Origin of the sequence: Nonomuraea rosea, assembly GCF_039539705.1 — a bacterium.
Classification (GTDB): Bacteria; Actinomycetota; Actinomycetes; order Streptosporangiales; family Streptosporangiaceae; genus Nonomuraea; species Nonomuraea rosea.
The window spans coordinates 44,355-67,064 of sequence record NZ_BAABDQ010000002.1; the positions used below are offsets into that span (position 1 = coordinate 44,355).

Below are 22,710 nucleotides of genomic sequence, written 5' to 3' on the forward strand. Positions count from 1 at the left end.
CGCGATCGCCTCGCCGCCCGCGACGTCTCCTGGCAGCCCCTGGACGACCCGCTATACGTGGGTATAGCTTGCTATTCGTACGAATAGTGAACTGTACCCACGAATAGGAGATGATCGCGGTGCGGTCTCCAGGGAGAGCCAAGCTGACATGCGCGGAGGCAGCCCGATGAGCGCCTTCGCCGGCACCGGCCACCTCGTCCGCCTGGCCCTGCGCCGCGAACGCGGCATCGCCCCCTGGTGGATCCTGCTGATCGTGTCCCTGGCCCTCGTGATGGTCTCCTACGTCCAACGGGCCATGGGCACGCCGGAGCTCAAGGCCACCTACATCAACCTCATCAGCACGAACGCCTTCCTGCGCGCGCTCGGCGGCGGCATCCCGGAGCCCCGCCTGGAAGTCCTCGCGACGTGGCGCAGCGGCGGGTTCCTGTATGTGGCGAGCGCGCTGGCGGCCCTGATGTCCGTGGTCCGGCACACTCGCAGGGAGGAGGACGCGGGCAGGAGCGAGCTGGTCCGCGCGGGCGTGGTGAGCCGCCGCGCGCCGCTGACCGCCGCCCTGCTGGTGGCGGGCGGGCTCAGCCTGCTCAGCGGGGTGCTGGCCGGCGTCGCTCTGATCGCGGTCGGGTTCGATCCGGCCGGGACGATCGCGTACGGGGCCGCCGTCACGGTCGCGGGCTGGGTGTTCGCGGCCATCGCCGCGGTCGCCGCCCAGTTCGCCAGGAACGCGCGTACGGCCACCACGATCGCCCTGTCCGTGCTCGGCGCCGCCTACGTGATGCGGTACGCGGGAGACGCCACCCGGCAGGAGTGGCTGAAGGACCTGTCACCCATCGGGTGGAGCCACCTGGTCCAGGCCTACCAGGACGAGCGCTGGTGGATGCTGGGCGTCTCCGTGCTGGCCGCCGGGCTCCTGGGCGCGGTGGCCTACCGGCTGGTCGATCGCCGCGATCTCGGCTCGGGGCTGCTGCCCGAGCGGCTGGGCAGGGCGGAGGCGCCGGAGCTGCGCGGCCCGATCAGCCTGGCCTGGCGGCTGCACCGCGGGCTGCTGGTCAAGTGGGCGGCGGGGGTCGCGTGCTTCGCCGTGGCGGGGGGCGCGCTGAGCCCGTTGAGCAAGGACCTGCTCTCACGGCCGAGCATCGTGGTCGAGAACATCAGGAGCATGCTCGGCGTGTCCGGCGGCGAAGCCCTCGGGGCGTACTCGTGGTATCTGATCCTGATCCTCGCGTACGCCGTCGCCCTCTATCCGGTGCTCATGACGTTGCGGCTGCGGTCGGAGGAGGTCTCGGGCCGCGCGGAGGCCGTGCAGGCGACGGCGGTGACCCGTCTGCGGTGGGCGGCCGGGCACCTGGTCGTGACCGGGCTCGGCACCGCGGCGCTGATGGCCCTGGCCGGGCTCGTCTTCGGCGTGACGTATTCGCTGCTCGTGGGGGAGCTCGCCGTCGATCTGCCGCGTTTCCTGGCGGGGGCGCTGAGCACCGTGCCGGCGGCGTGGTGTGTGGGGGCGGTGTGCGTGCTCGCCTACGGGCTGCTGCCGCGGGCGAGCGTGGCGATCTCCTGGGTCGTCTGGCTCCTGACCGCCGGGTCGGGGCAGGTCGCCGGCCCGTTGTACGGGCTGTGGGGCGGGAGCCCGCTGGAGCCGTTCCACTATGTCCCGAACGCGCTGATCGGCGCGTCGTCCGCCGTGCCGCCCGCCCTGACCCTGACGGTGATCGCGGCGCTCCTGCTGGGCGGCGGCCTGCTGGCCCTGCGCCGCCGCGACTTCGGCTGACGGGCGTGCAGGGGGCCGCTCAGGCGCGGCGGCGGGCCGGGGGAAGCGCTCAGGCGCGGCGGCGGGCCGGGAAGCGCTCAGGCGCGGCGGCGGGCCGGGAAGCGCTCAGGCGCGGCGGCGGGCGCGGTAGGCGGCCACGTGCATGCGGTTCCCGCACGTACGGCTGTCGCAGTAGACCCGTGACCGGTTGCGCGACTCGTCCACGAAGACGCGGTCGCAGTCGGGCGCCGAGCACGTGCGCAGGCGCTCGGCCTCCCCGTCGACCAGCAGATGCGCCAGCGCCACCCCGCAGTCGGCCGCGACGTGCTCGGCCAGCGAGGCGTCCGCGGCGAAGTAGTGGACGTGCAGCGGATGGCCGTCGTGCTCCGTGAGCCGCGGCGTGATCCTGGTCTCCGACAGCATCGCGTTCAGGGTCCGGACGGCGGTCGGCTGGTCGGGCGCGGTGAAGACCCGGTGGAACGCCTCGCGGACGAGCCGCACCTGCCCCAGGTCGCGGGCCGTGAGCGCGCCGATGCCGCTGATCTGATGAGACTGCACGAACGTCTGGAGCTCGGCCAAGGTGGCCAGGCCGTCGTCGCCGCCGGTGGATGGCGAGGTGTTGACCAGCGCGACAAGGGTGGCCAAAGAATGCACCATGTCATGGCCAAACGGCATGTTGACTCCTGTCCGCTCCGGGTCCTAGCGTGGTCGCAGCGTATCTCCTGCGCGGGCATACGGGGGTTTCCATGGGAGCACATCGGCGTATCGTGCTGATCGCGATCGCCGGCGCGTTGATCATCTCCACCTCGGCGCCCCTGGTCCGGTTATCCGGTGTGTCGCCGGCGACGTCCGCGTTGTTCCGCTGCGCGTACGCCGTGCCGCCCATGCTCGTGCTGGCCTGGCTGGAGCGGCGCAGGCTCGGACCGCTGCCGCTCAAGGGGATGGTGCTGGGCTGGCTGGCCGGAGTGGTGTTCGCGTTCGACCTGCTCTTCTGGCACCACACGATCGACTACGTGGGCGCGGGCCTGGCGACCGTGCTGGGCAACCTGCAGGTGTTCATCGTGGCGTTCGCCGCCTGGGCGCTGTTCAGTGAGCGGCCCTCGTCGCGGCTGATGGTGGGCACGCCCGTGGTGTTCGCCGGGGTCGTGCTGATCTCCGGGGTGTTCGACAGCGCCGCCTACGGGAGCGATCCGATCATGGGCGTGCTCGCGGGGGTGGCCACGTCGATCTCGTACGCGGCGTTCCTGCTCCTGCTGAAGGCCGGGCCCGAGCGTGCGGTGGGGCCGCTGGCGCACGCGACCGTGGTGGCCACCGTGATGATCGCGCTGCTCAGCCCGGTGTTCGGGGGCGCGGATCCCGTGCCGGACTGGCCCGCGCACGGCTGGCTGCTGCTGCTCGCGCTGGGGCCGCAGGTGCTCGGGTGGTCGCTGATCACGTACTCGCTGCCGCGTCAGCCCGCCGCGCTCACCGCGTTGCTGCTGCTGGTCCAGCCCATGACGACCGTCGCGCTGTCGACGGTGCTGCTCGGGGAGCGCCCGTCGCCGCTGCAGCTCGCCGGGTGCGCGGTGGTCGTGCTGGGCGTCCTGTACGGCTCCCGCCGCGCTCAGCCCGCCCGGACCGACGACGAGCAGGACGAGCAGGTGCCGAAGACCTCGACCGTGTGAGTGATCTCGGTGAACCCGTGCTCGCTGCCGACCATCTCCGCCCAGCGTTCGACGGCGGGCCCGGCCACCTCCACGGTGTGCCCGCAGCGGCGGCAGACCAGGTGGTGGTGATGGCTGTCGGTGGCGCACGCGCGGTAGACGGACTCGCCGTCGTCCGTGCGGAGCATGTCGACCTTGCCCCCGTCGGCCAGCGCCTGCAGGGCGCGGTAGACGGTGGTCAGGCCGATCTTGGCGCCGTGCAGGCGCATCTCGGCATAGACGTCCTGCGCACTGCGGAAGCCCTCGCTGTTGCGGAGGGTGTCGTGCACGGCATCGCGTCTCGTCGTCATGCGACCTCCTCGACGCGCAGCTTTGGTCGCTCGCTCACTGTTGACTCCTGGATACGGGCTCGCCGTACGAATTTACCGACCCCGAGGGCCAGGACGAAGCCGGCGAGCGCAAGAAGCACGATCGCGGCGCCAGGAGGAACCTTAGCCGAGTACGTGGAGGCGAGCAGCCCGCCGACGGAGGCCAGCACGCCGAACAGCATGGCCAGCCCCATCGTCGCGCGAAAACCCCTGGTGAGCTGCTGGCTGGTGGCCACCGGGATCACCATCAGCGCGCTGACCAGCAGCAGGCCGACCACCCGCATGGCGATGACGACCGTGAGCGCGGCCGTGACGGCGATCAGGAGGCTGAGGAAACGCACCGGCAGGCCGCTGGCCCTGGCCATCTCCTCGTCCTGGCAGAGCACGAACAGCTCCCTGCCGAAGATCGCGACCACCGCGATCACGGCGACGGCCAGCGCCGCGATGACCCAGATGTCCTGCTGGGTGACGCTGGCGATGGCGCCGAACAGGTAGGAGTTCAGCTTGGCGTTGCTGCCGCCGGGCGCGATGCCCATGAGCATGACGCCGCCCGCGATCCCGCCGTAGAACAGCAGCGCCAGCGCCACGTCACCGCTCGTCCGCCCGCGCGCCCTGACCAGCTCGATCGCCACCGCGCCGACGACGGACACGATCACGGCGGTCAGCACGGGGGTCGTGCCGGTCAGGAAGCCCAGCGCCACGCCGGTCAGCGCGACGTGGCCGATGCCGTCGCCCAGCAGCGCCAGCCGGCGCTGCACGATGAACGTCCCCACGGCGGGCGCGCACAGCCCCACCAGGAGCGCCGCGATCAGCGCGAGCTGGAAGAGCTCCTCCTGCAGCAGCTCGAAGATCACCGTGGTTCCCCCTGCCAGCCAGTGAGCGGTCCCGCCGTCGTCTCCGCGGCGTGCGGGTGCTGGTGTTCGTGTCCGGGCCTGGCGCAGTCGCCTTCCGGCCGCGGCGGCCTGCCGTCGTGCGCGACGCGTCCCTCGCGGATCACCACGCCGCGCGTGATGACCGGCTCCAGCGGGCCGAGCTCGTGCGCGACCAGGACGACCGTCTTGCCGCCGAGCACGAGGTCGGCGAGCGTGTCGGCGAGCAACTGCTGGGTCTCCGCGTCCACGCCGGCCGTCGGCTCGTCCATCACGTACGTGTCCGGTTCCCCCGCCAGCGCGCGGGCGATGAGCACCCGCTGCTGCTGGCCGCCGGACAGCGACTGGACGGGGTCGCCGGCCCGGTCGGCCAGCCTGACGGCCTCCAGCGCGGACGAGACCGCCGCCTTGTCGGCCGCGCTGGTCCTGCGGAGCCTGCTCTGCCTGGCGATGCGGCCCGACGCGACGACCTCGCGCACGGTCGCGGGCACGCCGCCGCCGACCTGGAGCCGCTGCGGCACGTAGCCGATGCGCCACCAGTCGCGGAACCTGCCGGGCGGCGAGCCGTACATCAGGGTCTTGCCGCCGGTCAGCGGCGTGAGGCCGAGCAGCGCCCGGACCAGCGTGGACTTGCCGGAGCCGTTGGCGCCGAGCAGCGCGACGACCTCCCCGGGGCACACGGTCAGGTCGATCCCGCGAAGGACGGGCTTGCCGTCGAAGGAGACCCGGCCGTTTGTCATCGCGAAGGCCGTTTCGCTCATGCCGTACACCCCAGTGCTGTTTGTAGGGTTTTGAGGTTATCGCGCATGGCAGACAGGTAGTCGCCGGAGGGCTTGCTCTCCAGCGGGTCGAGCACCGCCGTCTTCGCGCCGACCTCGCTCGCGAGCACCTCGGCCACCTTGGGGCTGACCAGGGTCTCGGTGAAGATCGTGGTCACGCCCTCGGCCTTGGCGACCTTGGCCACCTCGGAGATGCGCGTGGGCGAGGGCTCGGTGTCGGGGTCGAGCGTGATGCCGACCTGCTTGAGCCGGTAGCGGTCGGCCAGGTAGCTGAACGCCTCGTGCGCGGTGACCAGCGCCTTGGACTTACAGGTGCTCAGGCCCTTGGCGAACTCCTGGTCGAGCGTGCCCAGCGTGCTCGCGGCCGTGGCGGCGCGGTCCTTGAAGCCCTGCGCGTGCTCGGGATCGGCGGCGGCCAGGCGTTCGCCGAGCTTGGTGGCGACGGTGGCCAGGCGGGCGGGGTCGAGCCAGAGGTGCGGGTCGTAGGAGACCTCCTCGTGGCCGTGCTCCTCCTCCTCGCCCGCGTGCTCGCCCATGGGGATGGTGGTGACGGCGGTGGCGGCGTCGAAGCTCGTCTCCGCCTCGACCGCCTCGTCGACGGCGGGCTGCACGCCCTTGATGTAGACGGTCAGGGCGGCGTTGCGGATGCCGGTGACCTGCTGGATGCCCAGCTCCAGGTCATGCGGCTCGACGCCGGGCGCGGTGAGCACCGTCACCTGCACGTCGGATCCGCCCACCTGCTCGGTCAGCCACTGGAGGGGATAGAAGGCGGCGACCACCTCGGGCTTGTCACTCTGCCCAGCGGGGGTCTCGGCGGATCCGGATCCGCAGGCCGCGGTGGTGAGCAGGGCGGCTCCGGCCAGCAAACCGGCAGCACACGACCGGGAAAATCCTGACATCATGTGTGTCAGTATGCGACAAAATGAAAACGGTTGTCAAAATCTCACAGGCTGAAGCGAGGGAGTGCCGTCGTCTGGAGGAGCGGCGGGAGCGCAGCGACCAGAGCGGGGGAAGGCGGCGGCGTTGGGCGACCGAGCCCAGCCGAACGGAGAGAGGCCAGTGGACACAGTGCCGTCGTCTGGAGGAGTGGCGGGAGCGGAGCGACCAGAGCGGGGGAAGGCGGCGGCGTTGGGCGACCGAGCCCGCCTCACGGAGTGAGGCCATTAAACGGGGGGATGCCGGACGGCTTGCTGGGGGCCAGCGCGGCGCCGTACGGCATCCCGGTGTCACCCCGTCGTACGAGCGCCCGCTGAGCCGTAGCCGGCGCTCGGGGTGACGTTCAGGCGCCGCTCGCCCGTGTAGACGTTCATCGAGTCACCGCGCAAGAACCCGATGAGCGTCAGCCCCTCCTCCGCGGCCAGTTCGGCCGCGAGCGAGGACGGCGCCGAGACCGCGGCGAGCACCGGGACGCCTCCCATGACCGCCTTCTGCACCAGCTCGAACGACGCTCGCCCCGACACCATCAGCACGGTGCCGCGCAAGGGGAGCCGGTCGTTCCTGAGCGCCCAGCCGAGCAGCTTGTCCACCGCGTTGTGCCGCCCCACGTCCTCCCGGACGCACAACGGCTCGCCGTCGGCCGTGAACAGCCCGGCCGCGTGCAGCCCGCCCGTCCGGTCGAACACCCGCTGGGCCGCCCGCAGCCGGTCGGGGAGCGTGGCGACGGTCCGCTGCGACACCTCGACGGGGTCGTCGGCGGCGCTCCAGCGGGCCACGGTGCGCACCGCCTCCAGTGACGCCTTGCCGCAGACGCCGCAGGAGGAGGTGGTGTAGAAGTTGCGCGGCTCGGGGGCGGTGACGCCGGGCGCCAGCCGTACGTCCAGGACGTTGTAGGTGTTGCCGTCGTCCGCCGTCGCGCCCGCGCAGTAGCGGATCGTGGCGATGTCGTCGGAGGAGCCCACGGCGCCCTCGCTGACCAGGAACCCGGCGGCGAGGTCGAAGTCGTCGCCGGGGGTTCGCATGGTGACGGTCAGCGGTGTGCCGCCGAGCCTGATCTCCAGCGGCTCCTCGGCGGCCAGCGAGTCGATCCTGCTGGTGTGGGCGGTGTCCTTGACGCGCAGGATGCGCCGCTTGACGGTGACCCTAGACATGAGAGCCCGCCCTGCGCAGGCCCGGACCGTACAGAGCCGCCCTACACATAGCCGTACCCGAAGCGGCCCTTGACGCACAGGTTGCCCTTGGTGACCGGGTTGTCGTGCGGCGAGGACACCTTGACGATCTTGTTGTCCTGCACGTGCAGGGTCAGGTTGCAGCCGACCCCGCAGTAGCTGCAGATCGTCGTGGTCTCCGTCTGCCGCTCCTCGTCCCAGGTCCCCTCGGCCCGCATGTCGAACTCGGTCTTGAACGACAGCGCCCCCGTCGGGCACACCTCGACGCAGTTGCCGCAGTAGACGCAGGCCGAGTCGGTGAGCGGGGCGTCGAACTCCGTGGAGATCGTCGAGTCGAAGCCCCGGCCGGCGACGGAGATGGCGAAGGTGTTCTGCCACTGGTCACCGCAGGCGTCCACGCACTTGTAGCACATGATGCACTTGCTGTAGTCGCGTACGTAGAGGTCGTTGTCCACCTTGGCGGGCTGCTCGACGGTGGCCGCGTCCGGGCCGAACCTGGCGGGGTCGGCACCATACTCGGCCACCCACTCGGCGGCCCTGGGCGTGGTCGACAGGTCGACCGAGGAGCCGAGCAGCTCCAGCACGACCTTGCGGCTCTGCTTGGCCCGGTCGGTGTCCGTGCCGACCTTCATGCCGGCCTCGGCCTTCCTGGAGCAGGCGGGCGCGAGCGTCCTGGCGCCCGCCACCTCCACGACGCAGACGCGGCAGGCGTTCTTCGGAGTGAGCGTGTCGCCGTAACAGAGGGTCGGGATGTCCTTCCCGGCCGCCGAGCAGGCGTCGAGGATGGTCGAACCTTCCGGCACCCGTACGGCTTCGCCGTCGATCTCGACGTCGATGAGCCTCCGGGGCGGCTGGAGCGGGATCATTTGTACACTCCCAGGCGGTCGATGGCAGATTCGACGGCGTTCCAGGCTGTTTGTCCGAGGCCGCAGATCGAGGCGTCGCGCATGGTCTGGCCGACCTCGCGCAGCAGCACCAGATCGCGCTGATCGACCCGGCCCGACAGCCGGTGCAGGGCCTCCTCCTGGCGTACGGTGCCCACCCGGCAGGGCACGCACTGGCCGCAGGACTCGTCGCGGAAGAACTCCGCGATGCGCAGCAGGAGCCGTTTCAGGTCCACGGTGTCGTCGATGACGAGCACCACGCCGGAGCCGAGCGTCGCCCCCGCGTCCCTGGTGCCCTCGAAGGTGAGCGGGATGTCCAGCTCGGTGACGAACGCGCCGGCCGCGCCGCCGAGCAGCACCGCCCTGGTCGTGCCGGTGGTCCCGGCCAGCTCCAGCAGCTCCCGCAGGGTGGCGCCGAACGTGAGCTCGTACACGCCCGGCCGCTCGACCGCGCCCGAGACGCAGAACAGCTTGGGCTCCGCCTCCGTGTACGCCTGCGCGCCGCCCTCCAGGATCGGCAGCACGTTGACCAGGGTCTCCACGTTGTTGACCACGGTCGGCTTGCCGAACAGGCCCTTCTCCACGGGGAACGGCGGCTTGCTGCGCGGCTCGCCGCGCTGTCCCTCGATGGAGTTGAAGATCGCGGTCTCCTCGCCGCAGATGTACGCGCCCGCGCCCTTGCGCAGCTCGATGTCGAACGACAGGCCCTTGCCGAGGATGTCGTCGCCGAGCAGCCCACGCGATCGCGCGGTGGCGATCGCGTGCTGGAGCCGGGCGGCCGCCCGGGGATATTCGCCCCTGATGTAGAGGTATCCCTTGGCGCAGCCGGTGGCGTAGGCGGCGATCGTCATGGCCTCGACGAGCGCGTACGGGTCGCCCTCCATGATGACCCGGTCCTTGAACGTGCCCGGCTCGCTCTCGTCGGCGTTGCACACCAGGTAGTGCGGATGGTCGGGCTGGCGGGCGGCGGCCTCCCACTTGCGGCCGGTCGGGAAGGCCGCGCCGCCCCTGCCGACCAGGCCGGACTCCAGCACCTCGCGGATCACCCCGGCAGGGCCGAGCTCGAACGCCCTGCGCAGGGCACGGTAGCCGCCCGCCGCCCGGTAGGCGTCCAGGCTGGTGGGATCGACCACGCCCACCCGGCGCAGCAGCGTCAGTCCGGGCTTGCCGGCCTGCGGCACCGCCTCCGCCACGGGCGCGTCGCCGGCCACGTCGAGGCGCGGCGCGCTGCCGTTGGGGCTCGGTGCGGTGGCGACGGCGTCGGCGGCGGTGCTGAGCATGGTGTCGGGGTTCGCGGGGGCGTACACCTGGGCCTTGGGCGGCTGGCCGGCCTGCAGGGCGAGCGCGGCCGGGGCCCGCTCGCACAGGCCCAGGCACGGGCTCTCGTGCCACGACTTCCCTGGCGCGCCGAGCCGCTCCTCGACCCGCGCGCGTACGTCCTCCGCGCCCTTGGCCTGGCAGGCCAGGTCCGTGCAGACGTGCAGGACCCGCTCCGGCCGCGGCTCCATCGAGAACAGCGAGTAGAACGTGGCCACCCCGTACGCCTCCGCGGGCGGCACGGTGAGCCGCCGGCAGATGTACTCGAGCGCGCCCGCGCTGATCCACCCGACCCGGTCGTTGACCGCGTGCAGCGCGGGCAGCAGCAGGTCGCGGGCGGACTCGGCCCTGGCGGCCGAGCGCAGGTCGGCGTCGGTCCTGAAACCGCCGTCCCAAGCGTTGGCGGGCGGCCCGAGCAGGGCGTCGACCGCCGCGCGCTCTTCCTCGGACGGCTCCGCGCCACTGAATCTCAGATCCATCTGATCACCCGGCCTTGACGAGCTTCTCGACGCGTACGGCCGCCGCCTTGAACTCCGCCGTGCCCGCGATCGGGCAGGTCGCCTCGATGGTGAGGGAGTTGGTGTCCACGTCGTCGGGGAAGTGCATGGTCATGAACACGAGCCCGGGCCGCAGCGCGGGATCGATGTACACCGGCGCGACCACGGAGGCGCGCCGCGAGCTGATCCGCACCTCCTCGCCCGCGACCAGGCCGAGGCGCTCGGCGTCCTCCGGGCACAGCTCGACGGTCTCGCCGCGGCGCATGGGAGAGGCGAACCCCGAGGACTGCACGCCGGTGTTGTAGGAGTCGAGCCGGCGGCCGGTGGTCAGCCGGAGCGGATATTCCTCATCCAGCAGGTCCACCGGCGGCGAGTGCCGCAGCAGCGCGAACGGCGCGGGCGTGCCCCGCTTGACCGGGTCGCTCTCCCACAGCCGCCCGTGCAGGTAGGGCGGCTCCAGCGCGTCCTCGGACGGGCACGGCCACTGGATGCCCTGCAGGTCGCTCAGCCGCTGGTAGGTCATGCCCGCGTGCTGGGGGGACAGGGCGCGCAGCTCGTTCCAGACCTCTTCCGCGCCGTCGTAGTGCCAGTCGTGACCCATCCTGGCGGCTATCTCGCACATGATCCAGATGTCGTCGCGGGCCTCGCCCGGCGGCTCCAGGGCCTTGCGGACCCGCTGGACGCGGCGCTCGCTGTTGGTGAACGTGCCGTCGGCCTCGCACCAGGCGGCGCTGGCGGGCAGCACGACGTCGGCCATCTGGGCGGTCTTGGTGAGGAAGATGTCCTGGACGACGAGGTGGTCGAGCATGGACAGGCGCTTGATGCAGGCGAGCGAGTCGGCCTCGGACTGCACGGGGTTCTCACCGATCAGGTAGCAGGTGGTCACCTCGCCGTCGGCCATCGCCTCCAGCATCTGGGTCAGGTTGAGCCCGTAGCGGGGCTGGATCTCCTTGCCCCAGACGCCCTCGAAGCGCTGCCTCGTGGCCGGGTCGAGGATGTCCTGGAAGCCCGGCAGGCGGTTGGGGATGGCGCCCATGTCGCCGCCGCCCTGCACGTTGTTCTGGCCGCGCAACGGCGACAGGCCCGAGCCGTAGCGGCCGACGTGGCCGGTGAGCAGGGACAAATTGATCAGCGCCCGGACGTTGTCGGTCGCGTTGTGGTGCTCGGTGATGCCGAGCGTCCAGCAGAGCTGGGCGCGGTCGGCGCGGGCGTAGGCGTGGGCCAGCTCCCGGATCGCGGCCGCGGGCACGCCGGTGACCTGCTCGGCGGCGCTGAGCGTCCAGGGCTCGATCGACTCCTTGTACTCCTCGAAGCCGGTCGTGGCCCGCTCGATGAACGCCTCGTTGTGCAGCCCGGCGTGGATGATCTCGCGGGCCACCGCGTGGGCGAGCGGGATGTCGGTGCCCACGTTGAGGCCCAGCCACAGGTCGGCCCACTGGGCGGTGCCGGTGCGCCGCGGATCGACCGCGAACATCCGCGCGCCCTTGCGGATCCCCTTCAACACGTGCTGGAAGAAGATGGGGTGGGCGTTCCGCGCCGCGGAGCCCCACATCACTATCACGTCGGTGTCCTCGACCTCCTGGTAGGAGGAGGTGCCGCCACCGCTGCCGAACACCGCCGACAGCCCCGCCACGCTGGGCGCGTGACAGGTGCGGTTGCAAGAGTCCACGTTGTTGGTGCCGATCACGACGCGGGTGAACTTCTGCCCCACGTAGTTCATCTCGTTGGTGGAACGGGCACACGACAACATCGCGAAGCTGTCGGGGCCGTGCCTGGCGACGTTGCGCCGGAACCCCTCGGCCGCGCGCTCCAGCGCCTCGTCCCATGTCGCTTGGCGCAGTACGCCGTTCTCGCGCACCAGTGGATGGGTCAGGCGGTCATAGCTCATGATCCCTCCATTCTGTATACAGGCTACGGTATTCCCAGCTAGACCGCTCGGACAAGGTTCTCGTTCAGCAGATCGCTCACCGCGTGGATCGCACGCAGCGTCGGCACGTCGGCCCCGGTGAGGTCGGCCAGCTCGACCACCGCGGCCAGCAGCACGTCGAGCTCCAGCGGCTTGCCCTTCTCCAGATCCTGGAGGGTGGAGGTCTTGTGCTCGCCGGCCTTCTCCGCGCCCTTCAGCCGGCGTTCGATCGAGATGCCGGGGTCGCAGCCGACCCGCCGCGCCACCTCGACCGTCTCCCGCATCATGGCCACGACCAGCTCTCTGGCGCCGTCGTGCCGGCAGATCCCGGCCATCGTCGCCCTGGCCAGCGCGCTGATCGGGTTGAAGGAGATGTTGCCCATCAGTTTGATCCAGACGTCCCGGCGCAGGTCGCGCTCCACCGGGCACTTCAATCCGCCCGCGACGGCGGCCTCGCTGAAGGCGGCGCACCGGCCGGTCAGCTCGCCGTCCGGCTCGCCGATGGAGAACCGGGTGCCTTCGAGGTGGCGGATCACGCCAGGCGCCTCGATCTCGGTGGCGGCGTAGACGACGCAGCCGATCGCGCGGTGCAGCGGCAGCGCGGCCGTGACCGCGCCGCCAGGATCGACGCTCTCGATGCGGTAGCCCTCGTGAGGGCCCTTGAGCCCGTGGAAGTACCACCACGGGATGCCGTTCTGCGCGGCGATGATGCTGGTGGTGCCGTGCAGCAGCGGCTCGATCATGGGGCCGGACGCGGCGTAGCTGTTCGCCTTGAGGCCCAGGAAGATGTGGTCCACCGGGCCGATCTGGGCGGGGTCGTCGGTGGCATGGGGATGGGCGACGAAATCGCCCCTGGGGGTGAGCACCCGCACACCGGCGCTGCGGATGGCCTGCAGATGCTGGCCTCTCGCGATGAGGTGGACCTCGACTCCCGCCCGGTGGAGGGCGGCTCCCACGTATGCGCCGATGGCGCCGGCGCCAAGAACAGCGACCTTCATGCGCGCTCCGTTCTCGCGTCGGATCGTACGTACTGGCCCCCGTAACTTTGCGGCGGGCCGCTGGACGTGACCCGCCGTAACTTGTGGCGGGCCGCTGGACGCGACCCGCCGTGCATTCGGTATACAGTATGGAAAAAGGTGGGTCAAGGAGCGGTGCCTATGCCCGATGTTCGGCATGATCCAGTGGTGGAAGCGATGTCATGGACCTCGGCGCGAGCGCTCGCGGCCGGGGCCGCCCGTCCGTTGGAGCCCTCGTCGGTGCCCCTTTCCGAGGCGCTCGGCTCCCGTCTCGCCGCGCCCCTGCGGGCCCTGGTCGCCGTGCCGGGGGTGGACGTCTCGGCGATGGACGGCTACGCGGTGACGGGGGAGGGACCCTGGCGCATGGTGGGGCGGGTGCTGGCCGGAGGCTCCTTGTACGAGGCGGAGCTGCGGCCGGGGGAGGCGGTGGAGATCGCCACCGGCGCCCCGGTGCCCGCCGGGACCGAGGCGGTGCTGCCCTGGGAACGCGTCACGGTCGCCCCGCACTCCCGGGGGGACGCGGTGCCTCGGATGCAGGCGGCGACGCCCGCCTGGGGCGAGGACGTGTGGATCGAGGGCGTCGCGGAGGCGGGGCGGCACATCCGGCGCCGGGGCGAGGACATCGCCGAGGGCGCCGTCGTGCTGGGCGCGGGCGCGGCGGTGACGCCCGTGCTGCTCGGGCTGGCCGCCGGGCTCGGGCACGACGAGCTCCTCGTACGGCCCAAGCCGCGCGTGGCGGTGCTGGTCACCGGGGACGAGGTGGTCCAGGAAGGGCTCCCGGCGCCAGGACGCGTGCGCGACGCCATCGGGCCGTTCCTTCCCGGGCTGGTCGAGTGGGCCGGCGGGCAGGTGACGAGCACCCTCCGGCTCCCCGACGGCCCCCTCCCGCTGCACGACGCCCTCGCCCCGTCCGCCCCTGCTCCATCCGACGTGCTGGTCGTCTGCGGAGCCTCGTCCAAAGGGCCCGCCGATCACCTGCGGAAGGTGCTCGGCGACCTGGGCGCGGACGTGCTGGTCGACGGCGTGGCCGTGCGTCCTGGCCACCCGCAGCTGCTGGCCAGGCTCCCCGCCGGGCGCCTGCTCGTCGGGCTGCCGGGAAACCCGTTCGCGGCCCTCGCCGCCGCCCTCACGCTGCTGGCCCCCATGCTCCGCGAGCTGGCCGGCACGCCGGCCCGCCACGAGACGAGCGCGCTGGCCGGCCCGGTACGTGCGCACCCGCGCGACACCCGCCTGGTCCCGGTACGGCGGTCGAGCCGGGGCGCCGTTCCCGTGGGCCACGACCGGCCAGGTTCGCTCTGGGGAGCGGCGCTGGCCGACGCGCTGGCCGTCGTCCCGCCGGGGTGGTCCGGTGACCAGGTGGAGCTGATCGAGTTGCCCGCTGGGGTCTAGACAGGCCCATCACGAGGGAGTAAGCATTGCGTTCATACGGTATGCAGTATGCGGAAGACAGCGCGGTCCGTTGCCAGGAAAGGGTGGCATGATGTCTGAAACGATCTCTGGTGGTCATCTCGTAGCCAAGGCGCTCAAGGCCGAGGGCGTGGAAGTGATCTACACGCTCTGCGGCGGCCACATCATCGATATCTATGACGGCTGCGTCGATGAGGGCATCGAGGTCATCGACGTACGCCACGAGCAGGTGGCCGCGCACGCCGCGGACGGCTACGCCCGCATCACCGGCAAGCCCGGCTGCGCGGTGGTCACGGCGGGGCCGGGCACGACCGACGCGGTCACCGGCGTGGCCAACGCCTTCCGCGCGGAGAGCCCCATGTTGCTCATCGGCGGGCAGGGAGCGCTGAGCCAGCACAAGATGGGCTCACTGCAGGACCTGCCGCACGTGGACATGATGACCCCGATCACCAAGTTCGCCGCGACGGTGCCCAGCACGGAACGCGTGGCCGACATCGTGTCGATGGCCTTCCGCGAGTGCTATCACGGCGCTCCGGGGCCGTCGTTCCTGGAGATCCCGCGTGACGTGCTCGACGCGAAGATTCCGCTGGAGAAGGCCCGCATCCCCGAGCCCGGCCGCTACCGGGCCTCCACCCGGCAGGCCGGCGACCCCGAGGCGATCGAGCGGCTGGCCGACCTGCTGGCCCACGCGGAGAAGCCGTGCATCCTGCTCGGGAGTCAGGTGTGGACGTGCCGGGCGACGGACGCCGCCATCGACTTCGCCAGGACACTGAACGTGCCCGCGTACATGAACGGCTCGGGCCGCGGCACGCTGCCGCCGGGCGACCCGCACCACTTCCAGCTCAGCCGCAGGTACGCCTTCACCGAGGCCGACCTGATCATCATCGTCGGCACCCCGTTCGACTTCAGGATGGGCTACGGCAAGCGGCTGTCGCCGACCGCGACCGTGGTCCAGATCGACCTCGACTACCGCACTGTCGGGAAAAATCGGGACATCGACTTGGGGATCGTGGGCGACGCCGGCCTCATCCTGTCGGCGGCGGCCCAGGCGGCCAGCGGCCGGATCGAGGGCCCGGCGGGCAGGCGCAAGGAGTGGATCGACGAGCTGCGCGCGGTCGAGACCAAGGCGTACGAGAAGCGCCTGCCCCGCCAGCTCTCCGACGCCCAGCCCATCGACCCCTACCGCCTGGTCCACGAGATCAACGAGTTCCTCACCGAGGACACGATCTACATCGGCGACGGCGGCGACATCGTCACCTTCTCCGGCCAGGTCGTCCAGCCCAAGTCGCCCGGCCACTGGATGGACCCGGGCCCGCTCGGCACGCTCGGCGTCGGCATGGCCTTCGCGATGGCCGCCAAGCAGGCCAGGCGCGACAAGGAGGTGCTGTGCCTGTTCGGTGACGGCGCCTTCAGCCTGACCGGCTGGGACTTCGAGACGATGGTCCGCTTCGACCTGCCGTTCATCGGCGTCATCGGCAACAACTCCTCGATGAACCAGATCAGGTACGGCCAGGCCGCCAAGTACGGCGCGGACCGCGCCCGCGTCGGCAACACCCTCGGCGACATCCGCTACGGCGACTTCGCCAAGCTCCTCGGCGGCCACGGCGAGGAGGTGCGCGACCCCGCGGAGATCCGTCCCGCGCTGGAGCGGGCCAGGGAGTCGGGCAAGCCCTCGCTGATCAACGTGTGGGTGGACCCAGAGGTCTACGCCCCCGGGACCATGAACCAGACCATGTACAAGTAGGGGTTTCTCGACATGAAGGCTCTCGAAGGTGTCCGCGTCCTCGACATGACCCACGTCCAGTCCGGCCCGTCGGCCACCCAGCTGCTCGCCTGGCTCGGCGCCGACGTGGTCAAGCTGGAGGCCCCGACCGGCGACATCACCCGCCAGCAGCTCCGGGACGTGCCCGGGGTCGACAGCCTCTACTTCACGATGCTCAACTGCAACAAGCGCAGCATCACCCTCAACATGAAGAGCGAGCGCGGCAAGGAGCTCTTCACCGAGCTGGTGCGGAGCGCCGACATCCTGGTGGAGAACTTCGGCCCCGGCGCGGTCGACCGCATGGGCTTCACCTGGGAACGCCTCCAGGAGCTCAACCCCCGCCTGATCTACGCCTCGATCAAGGGCTTCGGCACCGGCAGGTACGCCAAGTTCAAGGCGTACGAGGTGATCGCCCAGGCGATGGGCGGCTCGATGAGCACCACGGGCTTCGAGGAGGGCCCGCCGCTGGCCACCGGATCCCAGATCGGCGACTCGGGCACCGGCATCCACGCGGTCGCCGGCATCCTGGCCGCCCTCTACCAGCGCGAGCAGACGGACCGCGGTCAGCGCGTACAGGTGGCCATGCAGCACGCCGTGCTGAACCTGTGCCGCGTCAAGCTGCGCGACCAGCAGCGGCTGGCGCACGGGCCGCTGCGCGAGTACCCGAACAAGACGTTCAACGACGAGGTGCCCCGCTCGGGGAACGCCAGCGGCGGCGGCCAGCCCGGCTGGGCGGTGCGCTGCGCCCCCGGCGGCCCGAACGACTACATCTACGTGATCGTCCAGCCGGTCGGCTGGAAGCCCATCTCGTCCATCATCGGCCGCCCCGAGCTGGCCGAGGACCCCGAGTGGGCGACCCCGGAGTCGCGGCTGACCAAGCTGGACAAGATGTTCCAGCTCATCGAGGAGTGGACGATCCGCCACGACAAGTGGACGGTGCTCGACCGGCTCAACGCCGAGAACATCCCCTGCGGGCCGATCCTGTCCACCAAGGAGCTGGTGGAGGACGTGTCGCTGCGCGACGAGGGCATCGTCGTCACGGTCGACCACCCGGAGCGCGGCGAGTTCGTGACCGTCGGCAGCCCGCTGCAGCTCTCCGACTCGCCGGTGGACGTCATCACCCCGCCGCTGCTCGGCGAGCACAACCAGGACATCTACGGCGAGCTCGGCGTGAGCGCCGATGAGCTGGCCCAGCTGAAGACGAACGGAGTCATCTAGTGGTCCGGGAAGTCATCGAGAAGGCGCTCGCCGAAGGGCGCACGGCGCTGACCGCGCCGGAGGGTCGCAAGCTGTGCCAGGCGTACGGCATCGCCACCCCCGGCGAAGGGCTGGCCACCTCGGCCGACGAGGCGGCGCGGCTGGCCGTGGAGATCGGCCTGCCGGTCGTGTTGAAGATCGTCTCGCCCGACATCCTGCACAAGACCGACGCCGGCGGCGTGCTGGTCGGCCTGAAGACCGAGGCGGAGGTGCGCGAGGGCTACGACAAGATCCTCGTCAACGCCCGCGCCTACAACCCCGACGCCACGATCGACGGCATCCAGGTGCAGCAGCTCGTCAACGGCGGGCACGAGGTCATCGTGGGCGCCGTCACCGACCCCACCTTCGGCAAGATCGTCGCCTTCGGACTGGGCGGTGTCCTGGTTGAAGTACTCAAGGACGTGACCTTCCGGCTTGCCCCGGTTTCGGGTGATGATGCCCTTGCGATGCTGGACGACATCAAAGCGGCTGAGGTGCTGCGCGGTGTCCGTGGGGCCGAACCCGCCAACAGGGCGGCGCTCGCGGCGCTGATCGAACGCGTCGGCCAACTGGTCTCCGACTTCCCCGAGATCACCGAGGTGGACCTCAACCCCGTCTTCGCCGACGCGAACGGCGCGGTCGCCGCCGACGTGCGGGTCCTCATCGGGGAGCCGCCCGCCGAGGTGCCCAGGCTGCCGCGCGAGGAGATCCTGCGGCAGATGACCCGGATCTTCAAGCCGCGCGCGGTCGCCGTCATCGGCGCCTCCGCCGAGAACGGCAAGATCGGCAACTCGGTCATGCGCAACCTCATCGACGGCGGCTACCAGGGGAAGATCTTCCCGATCAACCCGAAGGCCGACGAGATCATGGGGCTGACGGCGTACAAGAGCGTCTTGGACGTGCCCGGCGACGTGGACGTGGCCGTGTTCGCGATCCCCGCCAAGTTCGTCGCCCCGGCGCTGGAGGAGGTCGGCGAGAAGGGCGTGGCGGGCGCCATCATGATCCCCTCCGGGTTCGCCGAGACCGGGAACGTCGAGGGGCAGCAGGAGATCGTCGAGATCGCGCGCAGGCACGGCGTGCGGATGCTCGGCCCCAACATCTACGGCTACTACTACACGCCGGAGAACCTCTGCGCGACGTTCTGCACCCCGTACGACGTCAAGGGCAGCGTGGCGCTGACCTCGCAGAGCGGCGGCATCGGCATGGCCATCCTGGGCTTCAGCCGGACCACCAAGATGGGCGTCTCGGCCATCGTCGGCGTCGGCAACAAGGCCGACGTGGACGAGGACGACCTGCTGACGTTCTTCGAGCAGGACGACAACACCAAGGCCGTGGCCATGCACCTGGAGGACCTCAAGGACGGGCGCGGCTTCGTCGACGCGGCCCGCAGGGTCGTCAAGGAGAAGCCGGTCATCGTGCTCAAGGCCGGGCGCACCGCGATGGGCGCGCGGGCCGCCGGATCCCACACCGGGGCGCTGGCCGGCGACGACAAGGTCTACGACGACATCCTGCGCCAGGCCGGGGTGGTGCGCGCGCCGGGGCTCAACGACATGCTGGAGTACGCCCGCGCGCTGCCCGTCCTGCCCGCGCCCAAGGGCGAGAACGTCGTCATCATCACCGGCGCGGGCGGCTCCGGCGTGCTGCTGTCCGACGCCATCGTGGACGCCGGGCTGACGCTCATGGAGATCCCGGACGACCTGGACGCGGCCTTCCGCGCCTACATCCCGCCGTTCGGCGCGGCGGGCAACCCCATCGACATCACCGGCGGCGAACCGCCCTCGACGTACGCGAACACGGTCCGGCTCGGCCTGTCCGACGACCGGATCCACGCTCTCGTCCTGGGCTACTGGCACACGATCGTGACGCCGCCGATGGTCTTCGCCGAGCTCATCGCCCGTGTGGTGGCGGAGGAGCGGGCGAAGGGAAACGTCAAGCCGGTCGTGGCGTCACTCGCCGGCGACACCGAAGTTGAGGAGGCCAGCGAGTACCTGTTCGAACATGGCGTGGTCGCATACCCGTACACGACTGAGAAGCCTGTGGCAGTCCTCGGCGCGAAGTACCGCTGGGCCAGGGCTGCCGGACTGCTGAGCTAAGAGCCGAGCGAAGCAGCTATCCAGGCGAGGGGGCTATTCGGGGCAGCGGACGAGAAAGGCAACACACCCCCCAGGAGGTCCGTAGGTGGATACATCGAATACACCCCCGGCGACGGCCACGCCGCCGGTCGAGGATCAACGAGTATGGAAAGCGGGCCGGCTTGAGCCGATGCCCATCAGGAAGCTCCCCGACGCGCCTCCCTCGGTGCACATTCTCGGGCCGACGGTGTTCCTCGTCGCCCTGGGCGTGGGCATGGGCGAGTCGTACATGTGGCCCCGCCTGGTGCTGCTGTTCGGGCCGGAGATCAGATGGCTGTTCCTGATCGGTGTCACCCTGCAGGCCGTGGTGATGCTGGAGATGGCGCGCTACGCCATGGCGACGGGAGAGAGCATCTTCTCCGGCGCCGCCCGGGTGTTCAAGCCGCTGATGTGGTTCTTCTTCGTCGTGGCCATCGCCGTCTACATCTGGCCGGGACACCTGTCAGCAGGGGCGGCGGCGTTCGAGGAGATAACCGGGATCCCCTGGATGGTGACCGCCGTCATCGGGTTGATCCTGGTGGGCGTGGTCTTCAGCTTCCTCAAGGTGATCTACAACGTCCTGGAGAACCTGCTGTCGTTACTGATCGGCACCCTCGTGATCGGCACGGCCGTCGTCGCGGCCATGGTGGGCACCTGGGCCGACGTGGTCAGCACGATCAGCGGCATGTTCTCCTTCGGCTACCTGCCGGCGGAGGCCATGACGGCGGCCTGGTTCCCGGTCATCGTGGGCGCCTGCGCCTTCGCCGGACCGTCGGGCATGCAGCAGATGTGGTACACGCTGCACCTGCGTGACTCCGGCGCCGGCATGGGCTCGCACATCCCGCAGGTCCGCGGGCTGCGCCACGCCGGCGAGGAAGAGGAGATGCCCGCGCGCGGGTTCATGTTCGACACCGAGGACCCGGCCGAGATGGCCAAGTGGAGGGGCTGGCGCCGCTGGGTCACGTTCGACGCGCTGCTGCTGTTCTGGGGCATCACCATGCTGGTCACGATCTCCTTCACGGTGATCGCCCAGTCGGCGGTGCGGCAGAACCCGGCCGTGCGGACCGTCATCCAGGGAGACGACCGGGAGGTGGCGCTCAGCGCCATGTCCGACGCCGTCTCCGCGGCAGGCAGCTCGGTGCTCGGAGGGCTCTTCCTCGGGTTCATCGCGCTGATCGGTCTGAACGCGACGCTGGGGCTGTTCGACTCCTTCTCCCGCGGCCAGGCTGACATGACCTACAACTTCGTCCGCGGGGCGAAGAAGCTGGGCATGTCGCGCCTGTACGGGATCTTCCTCTGGGGCGTCATCCTCTTCGGCATCCTGATCCTGCTGTTCGGGCCGGCCGACGGTCCCAGCGGAATCCTGGACACGCTGGCGTTCCTGTCCACGTTCGCGATGGGCGCGTACTGCGTGACCTTGCTGCTCGTGAACAACCGCATGCTGCCGAAACCGATCAGGCCCAAGTGGTGGACCAACGTGATCATCGGGTTCGGTGCGGTGTTCTACCTCGGCATGCTGCTCTACAGTCTGTTCGCCTTCGGCGTGGTCGTGGGCTGATGGACGGACGGCACAGCCTCGAACTCGCCCTGCCTGGGGCGTCGATCGGAGCCGTCGCCGGAGCCATGGCCGGTGGGCTGACCCTGCTCGCGGGGCAGCCCATCGGGATGGCCACGCTGTCGGCCCTGGCGCTCGCCGTACCGCTCGCCCTGTTCGGCGGCCTGTACGGCGTGCTACTCGGCCACGGCGTGTTCCGGCCCGGCACCTTCGGGCCGGTCGGCCTGTACTGGCTGGCGGCCTTCCCCGTGTCCAGGCTCATGCAGGAGAGCCTGGCCGGGACGGGCGGCCTCGCCGACGGCGTGCTGACGTTCCTGGCCTACCAGGCGATGGTGAGCCTCGGCTTCGCCATCGGCTTCCTCTGGCTGCACGAACGCCTCATGCCGCACTGGCTCGTCCGCCGTGCCGCCGGCAATCCGATCGCGAAGGAGCTGCTCGACCACTATCTCCGCTTCGCCCACATGATGCGGTCGCGGAAGGGAGGGCGTCGATGACGGTGGCGGCGATGGACCTGCCTCTGTGGATCTGGCTGGCCACGATCGGCGGCTTCTGCGTCGTGCTCGCCTTCGACTTCTTCCTCGTCGCCCGCAACCCGCACGAGCCCACGTTCAAGGAGTGCGTGGCCTGGGTGTCGTTCTACGTCGGCCTGGCCGTGGCCTTCGGCTTCGGCCTGCTGATCCTGTCGGGCCCCGCGCACGGAGGGGAGTTCTTCGCCGGCTGGATCACCGAGTACTCGCTCAGCGTGGACAACCTCTTCGTCTTCCTGCTGATCATGAGCAGGTTCCAGGTGCCGCGGCAGTATCGCCAGAAGGTGCTGCTCATCGGCATCATCCTGGCGCTCCTCATGCGCGGCGCGTTCATCGCCGCCGGTGCGGAGGCGGTGACCAGGTTCGACTGGCTCTTCTACGTGTTCGGCGCCTTCCTCGTCTACACCGCGTGGAAGCTGATCGGCCACGAGGAAGAGGAGGCGGAGTTCTCCGAGAACCTCGCGCTGCGCGCGGTGCGCCGGGTCCTCCCGACCACCGACACCTACCACGGCGGCCGGCTCACCGTGCATCTCGGCCGGCGCATGGTGACCCCGATGCTGATCGTGATGGTCGCCATCGGGACCACCGACCTGCTGTTCGCGCTCGACTCGATCCCGGCCATCTTCGGGCTCACCAAGGAGCCCTATCTGGTGTTCACCGCCAACGCCTTCGCCCTCATGGGGCTGCGGCAGCTCTTCTTCCTCATCGGCGGGCTGCTCGACCGGCTCGTCTACCTGAGCAAGGGGCTGTCCGTGGTGCTCGCCTTCATCGGTGTGAAGCTGATACTCGAAGCGCTGCACCACGACGGCGTCGCGTGGGCGCCGGAGATCCCGATCCTGGTCTCTCTCGGCGTCATCCTCGGCACCCTCGCCGTCACCACGGTGCTGAGCCTGCTCAAGTCGGCTCGTGACGCCAAGGCGGAGGAGGTGGAGCCGGAGCCCGCCGAGCGCTGACGGCTGCTCAGCTCACTGGCCGCGCGGGGGC

At 70.6% G+C, this 22,710-nt stretch carries 19 protein-coding genes; 9 read left to right on the forward strand and 10 right to left on the reverse strand.

Features of this window, described 5'->3' with window-relative positions; translation table 11 throughout:
• Positions 1–166 precede the first annotated feature (166 nt).
• Positions 167–1,765 carry an ABC transporter permease gene (locus tag ABEA43_RS04285; protein ID WP_345558882.1) on the forward strand — a complete coding sequence of 533 codons (1,599 nt, stop codon included), beginning with the start codon at positions 167–169 and terminating at the stop codon, positions 1,763–1,765.
• Positions 1,766–1,870: 105 nt separating this feature from the next.
• On the opposite strand, the gene ABEA43_RS04290 is transcribed toward ABEA43_RS04285, so the two are convergent.
• Positions 1,871–2,398, reverse strand: a complete 528-nt coding sequence (locus ABEA43_RS04290; protein WP_345559840.1) for a CGNR zinc finger domain-containing protein — start codon at positions 2,396–2,398, stop codon at positions 1,871–1,873.
• 92 nt (positions 2,399–2,490) lie between these two features.
• Here ABEA43_RS04290 and ABEA43_RS04295 point away from each other — a divergent pair, with 92 nt between their 5' ends.
• The gene (locus ABEA43_RS04295) at positions 2,491–3,408 is read left to right on the forward strand and encodes a DMT family transporter (RefSeq protein ID WP_345558884.1); all 918 of its coding nucleotides are present in this window, start codon (positions 2,491–2,493) and stop codon (positions 3,406–3,408) included.
• On the opposite strand, the gene ABEA43_RS04300 is transcribed toward ABEA43_RS04295, so the two are convergent.
• The 9 genes from ABEA43_RS04300 to ABEA43_RS04340 form a co-directional block, all read right to left on the reverse strand.
• Positions 3,348–3,737, reverse strand: a complete 390-nt coding sequence (locus tag ABEA43_RS04300) for a Fur family transcriptional regulator (RefSeq protein WP_345558886.1) — start codon at positions 3,735–3,737, stop codon at positions 3,348–3,350. The two genes, ABEA43_RS04295 and ABEA43_RS04300, sit on opposite strands and share 61 nt — an antisense overlap.
• Positions 3,734–4,606 carry a metal ABC transporter permease gene (locus ABEA43_RS04305; protein ID WP_345559841.1) on the reverse strand — a complete coding sequence of 291 codons (873 nt, stop codon included), beginning with the start codon at positions 4,604–4,606 and terminating at the stop codon, positions 3,734–3,736. The genes ABEA43_RS04300 and ABEA43_RS04305 overlap by 4 nt, the downstream gene beginning before the upstream one ends.
• On the reverse strand, positions 4,606–5,385 hold the full coding sequence (locus ABEA43_RS04310) for a metal ABC transporter ATP-binding protein (protein ID WP_345558888.1): 780 nt from the start codon (positions 5,383–5,385) through the stop codon (positions 4,606–4,608). Before ABEA43_RS04310 ends, ABEA43_RS04305 begins: the two co-directional genes overlap by 1 nt.
• On the reverse strand, positions 5,382–6,305 hold the full coding sequence (locus ABEA43_RS04315) for a metal ABC transporter substrate-binding protein (protein WP_345558890.1): 924 nt from the start codon (positions 6,303–6,305) through the stop codon (positions 5,382–5,384). The genes ABEA43_RS04310 and ABEA43_RS04315 overlap by 4 nt, the downstream gene beginning before the upstream one ends.
• Before the next feature lie 324 nt (positions 6,306–6,629).
• Positions 6,630–7,490, reverse strand: coding sequence for a formate dehydrogenase accessory sulfurtransferase FdhD (gene fdhD / locus ABEA43_RS04320; protein WP_345558892.1), 861 nt, complete (start codon positions 7,488–7,490; stop codon positions 6,630–6,632).
• A gap of 41 nt (positions 7,491–7,531) precedes the next feature.
• Positions 7,532–8,374 carry a 2Fe-2S iron-sulfur cluster-binding protein gene (locus ABEA43_RS04325; protein ID WP_345558894.1) on the reverse strand — a complete coding sequence of 281 codons (843 nt, stop codon included), beginning with the start codon at positions 8,372–8,374 and terminating at the stop codon, positions 7,532–7,534.
• Positions 8,371–10,188: an NAD(P)H-dependent oxidoreductase subunit E gene (locus tag ABEA43_RS04330; protein WP_345558896.1), complete on the reverse strand. Its 1,818-nt coding sequence runs from the start codon at positions 10,186–10,188 to the stop codon at positions 8,371–8,373. Before ABEA43_RS04330 ends, ABEA43_RS04325 begins: the two co-directional genes overlap by 4 nt.
• Before the next feature lie 4 nt (positions 10,189–10,192).
• Positions 10,193–12,094 carry a molybdopterin oxidoreductase family protein gene (locus ABEA43_RS04335; RefSeq protein ID WP_345558898.1) on the reverse strand — a complete coding sequence of 634 codons (1,902 nt, stop codon included), beginning with the start codon at positions 12,092–12,094 and terminating at the stop codon, positions 10,193–10,195.
• A 38-nt stretch (positions 12,095–12,132) separates the two neighbouring features.
• Complete coding sequence (locus ABEA43_RS04340; protein ID WP_345558900.1) at positions 12,133–13,110, reverse strand: 2-dehydropantoate 2-reductase; 978 nt, start codon at positions 13,108–13,110, stop codon at positions 12,133–12,135.
• Positions 13,111–13,305: 195 nt separating this feature from the next.
• Here ABEA43_RS04340 and ABEA43_RS04345 point away from each other — a divergent pair, with 195 nt between their 5' ends.
• From ABEA43_RS04345 to ABEA43_RS04375, 7 genes are all read left to right on the forward strand, one after another.
• Positions 13,306–14,517 carry a molybdopterin molybdotransferase MoeA gene (locus ABEA43_RS04345; protein WP_345558902.1) on the forward strand — a complete coding sequence of 404 codons (1,212 nt, stop codon included), beginning with the start codon at positions 13,306–13,308 and terminating at the stop codon, positions 14,515–14,517.
• Positions 14,518–14,605: 88 nt separating this feature from the next.
• On the forward strand, positions 14,606–16,279 hold the full coding sequence (locus ABEA43_RS04350) for a thiamine pyrophosphate-binding protein (protein ID WP_345558904.1): 1,674 nt from the start codon (positions 14,606–14,608) through the stop codon (positions 16,277–16,279).
• Between the two features lie 12 nt (positions 16,280–16,291).
• The gene (gene frc, locus ABEA43_RS04355) at positions 16,292–17,515 is read left to right on the forward strand and encodes a formyl-CoA transferase (RefSeq protein ID WP_345558906.1); all 1,224 of its coding nucleotides are present in this window, start codon (positions 16,292–16,294) and stop codon (positions 17,513–17,515) included.
• Positions 17,515–19,626: an acetate--CoA ligase family protein gene (locus ABEA43_RS04360; protein ID WP_345558908.1), complete on the forward strand. Its 2,112-nt coding sequence runs from the start codon at positions 17,515–17,517 to the stop codon at positions 19,624–19,626. The genes frc and ABEA43_RS04360 overlap by 1 nt, the downstream gene beginning before the upstream one ends.
• Positions 19,627–19,795: 169 nt before the next feature.
• A complete protein-coding gene (locus ABEA43_RS04365) occupies positions 19,796–21,202 on the forward strand; it encodes an Nramp family divalent metal transporter (RefSeq protein ID WP_345558910.1) in 1,407 nt (468 codons plus the stop codon).
• On the forward strand, positions 21,202–21,693 hold the full coding sequence (locus ABEA43_RS04370) for a hypothetical protein (RefSeq protein ID WP_345558912.1): 492 nt from the start codon (positions 21,202–21,204) through the stop codon (positions 21,691–21,693). Before ABEA43_RS04365 ends, ABEA43_RS04370 begins: the two co-directional genes overlap by 1 nt.
• Before the next feature lie 11 nt (positions 21,694–21,704).
• Positions 21,705–22,679, forward strand: coding sequence for a TerC family protein (locus tag ABEA43_RS04375; protein ID WP_345559842.1), 975 nt, complete (start codon positions 21,705–21,707; stop codon positions 22,677–22,679).
• Positions 22,680–22,710: the final 31 nt, after the last annotated feature.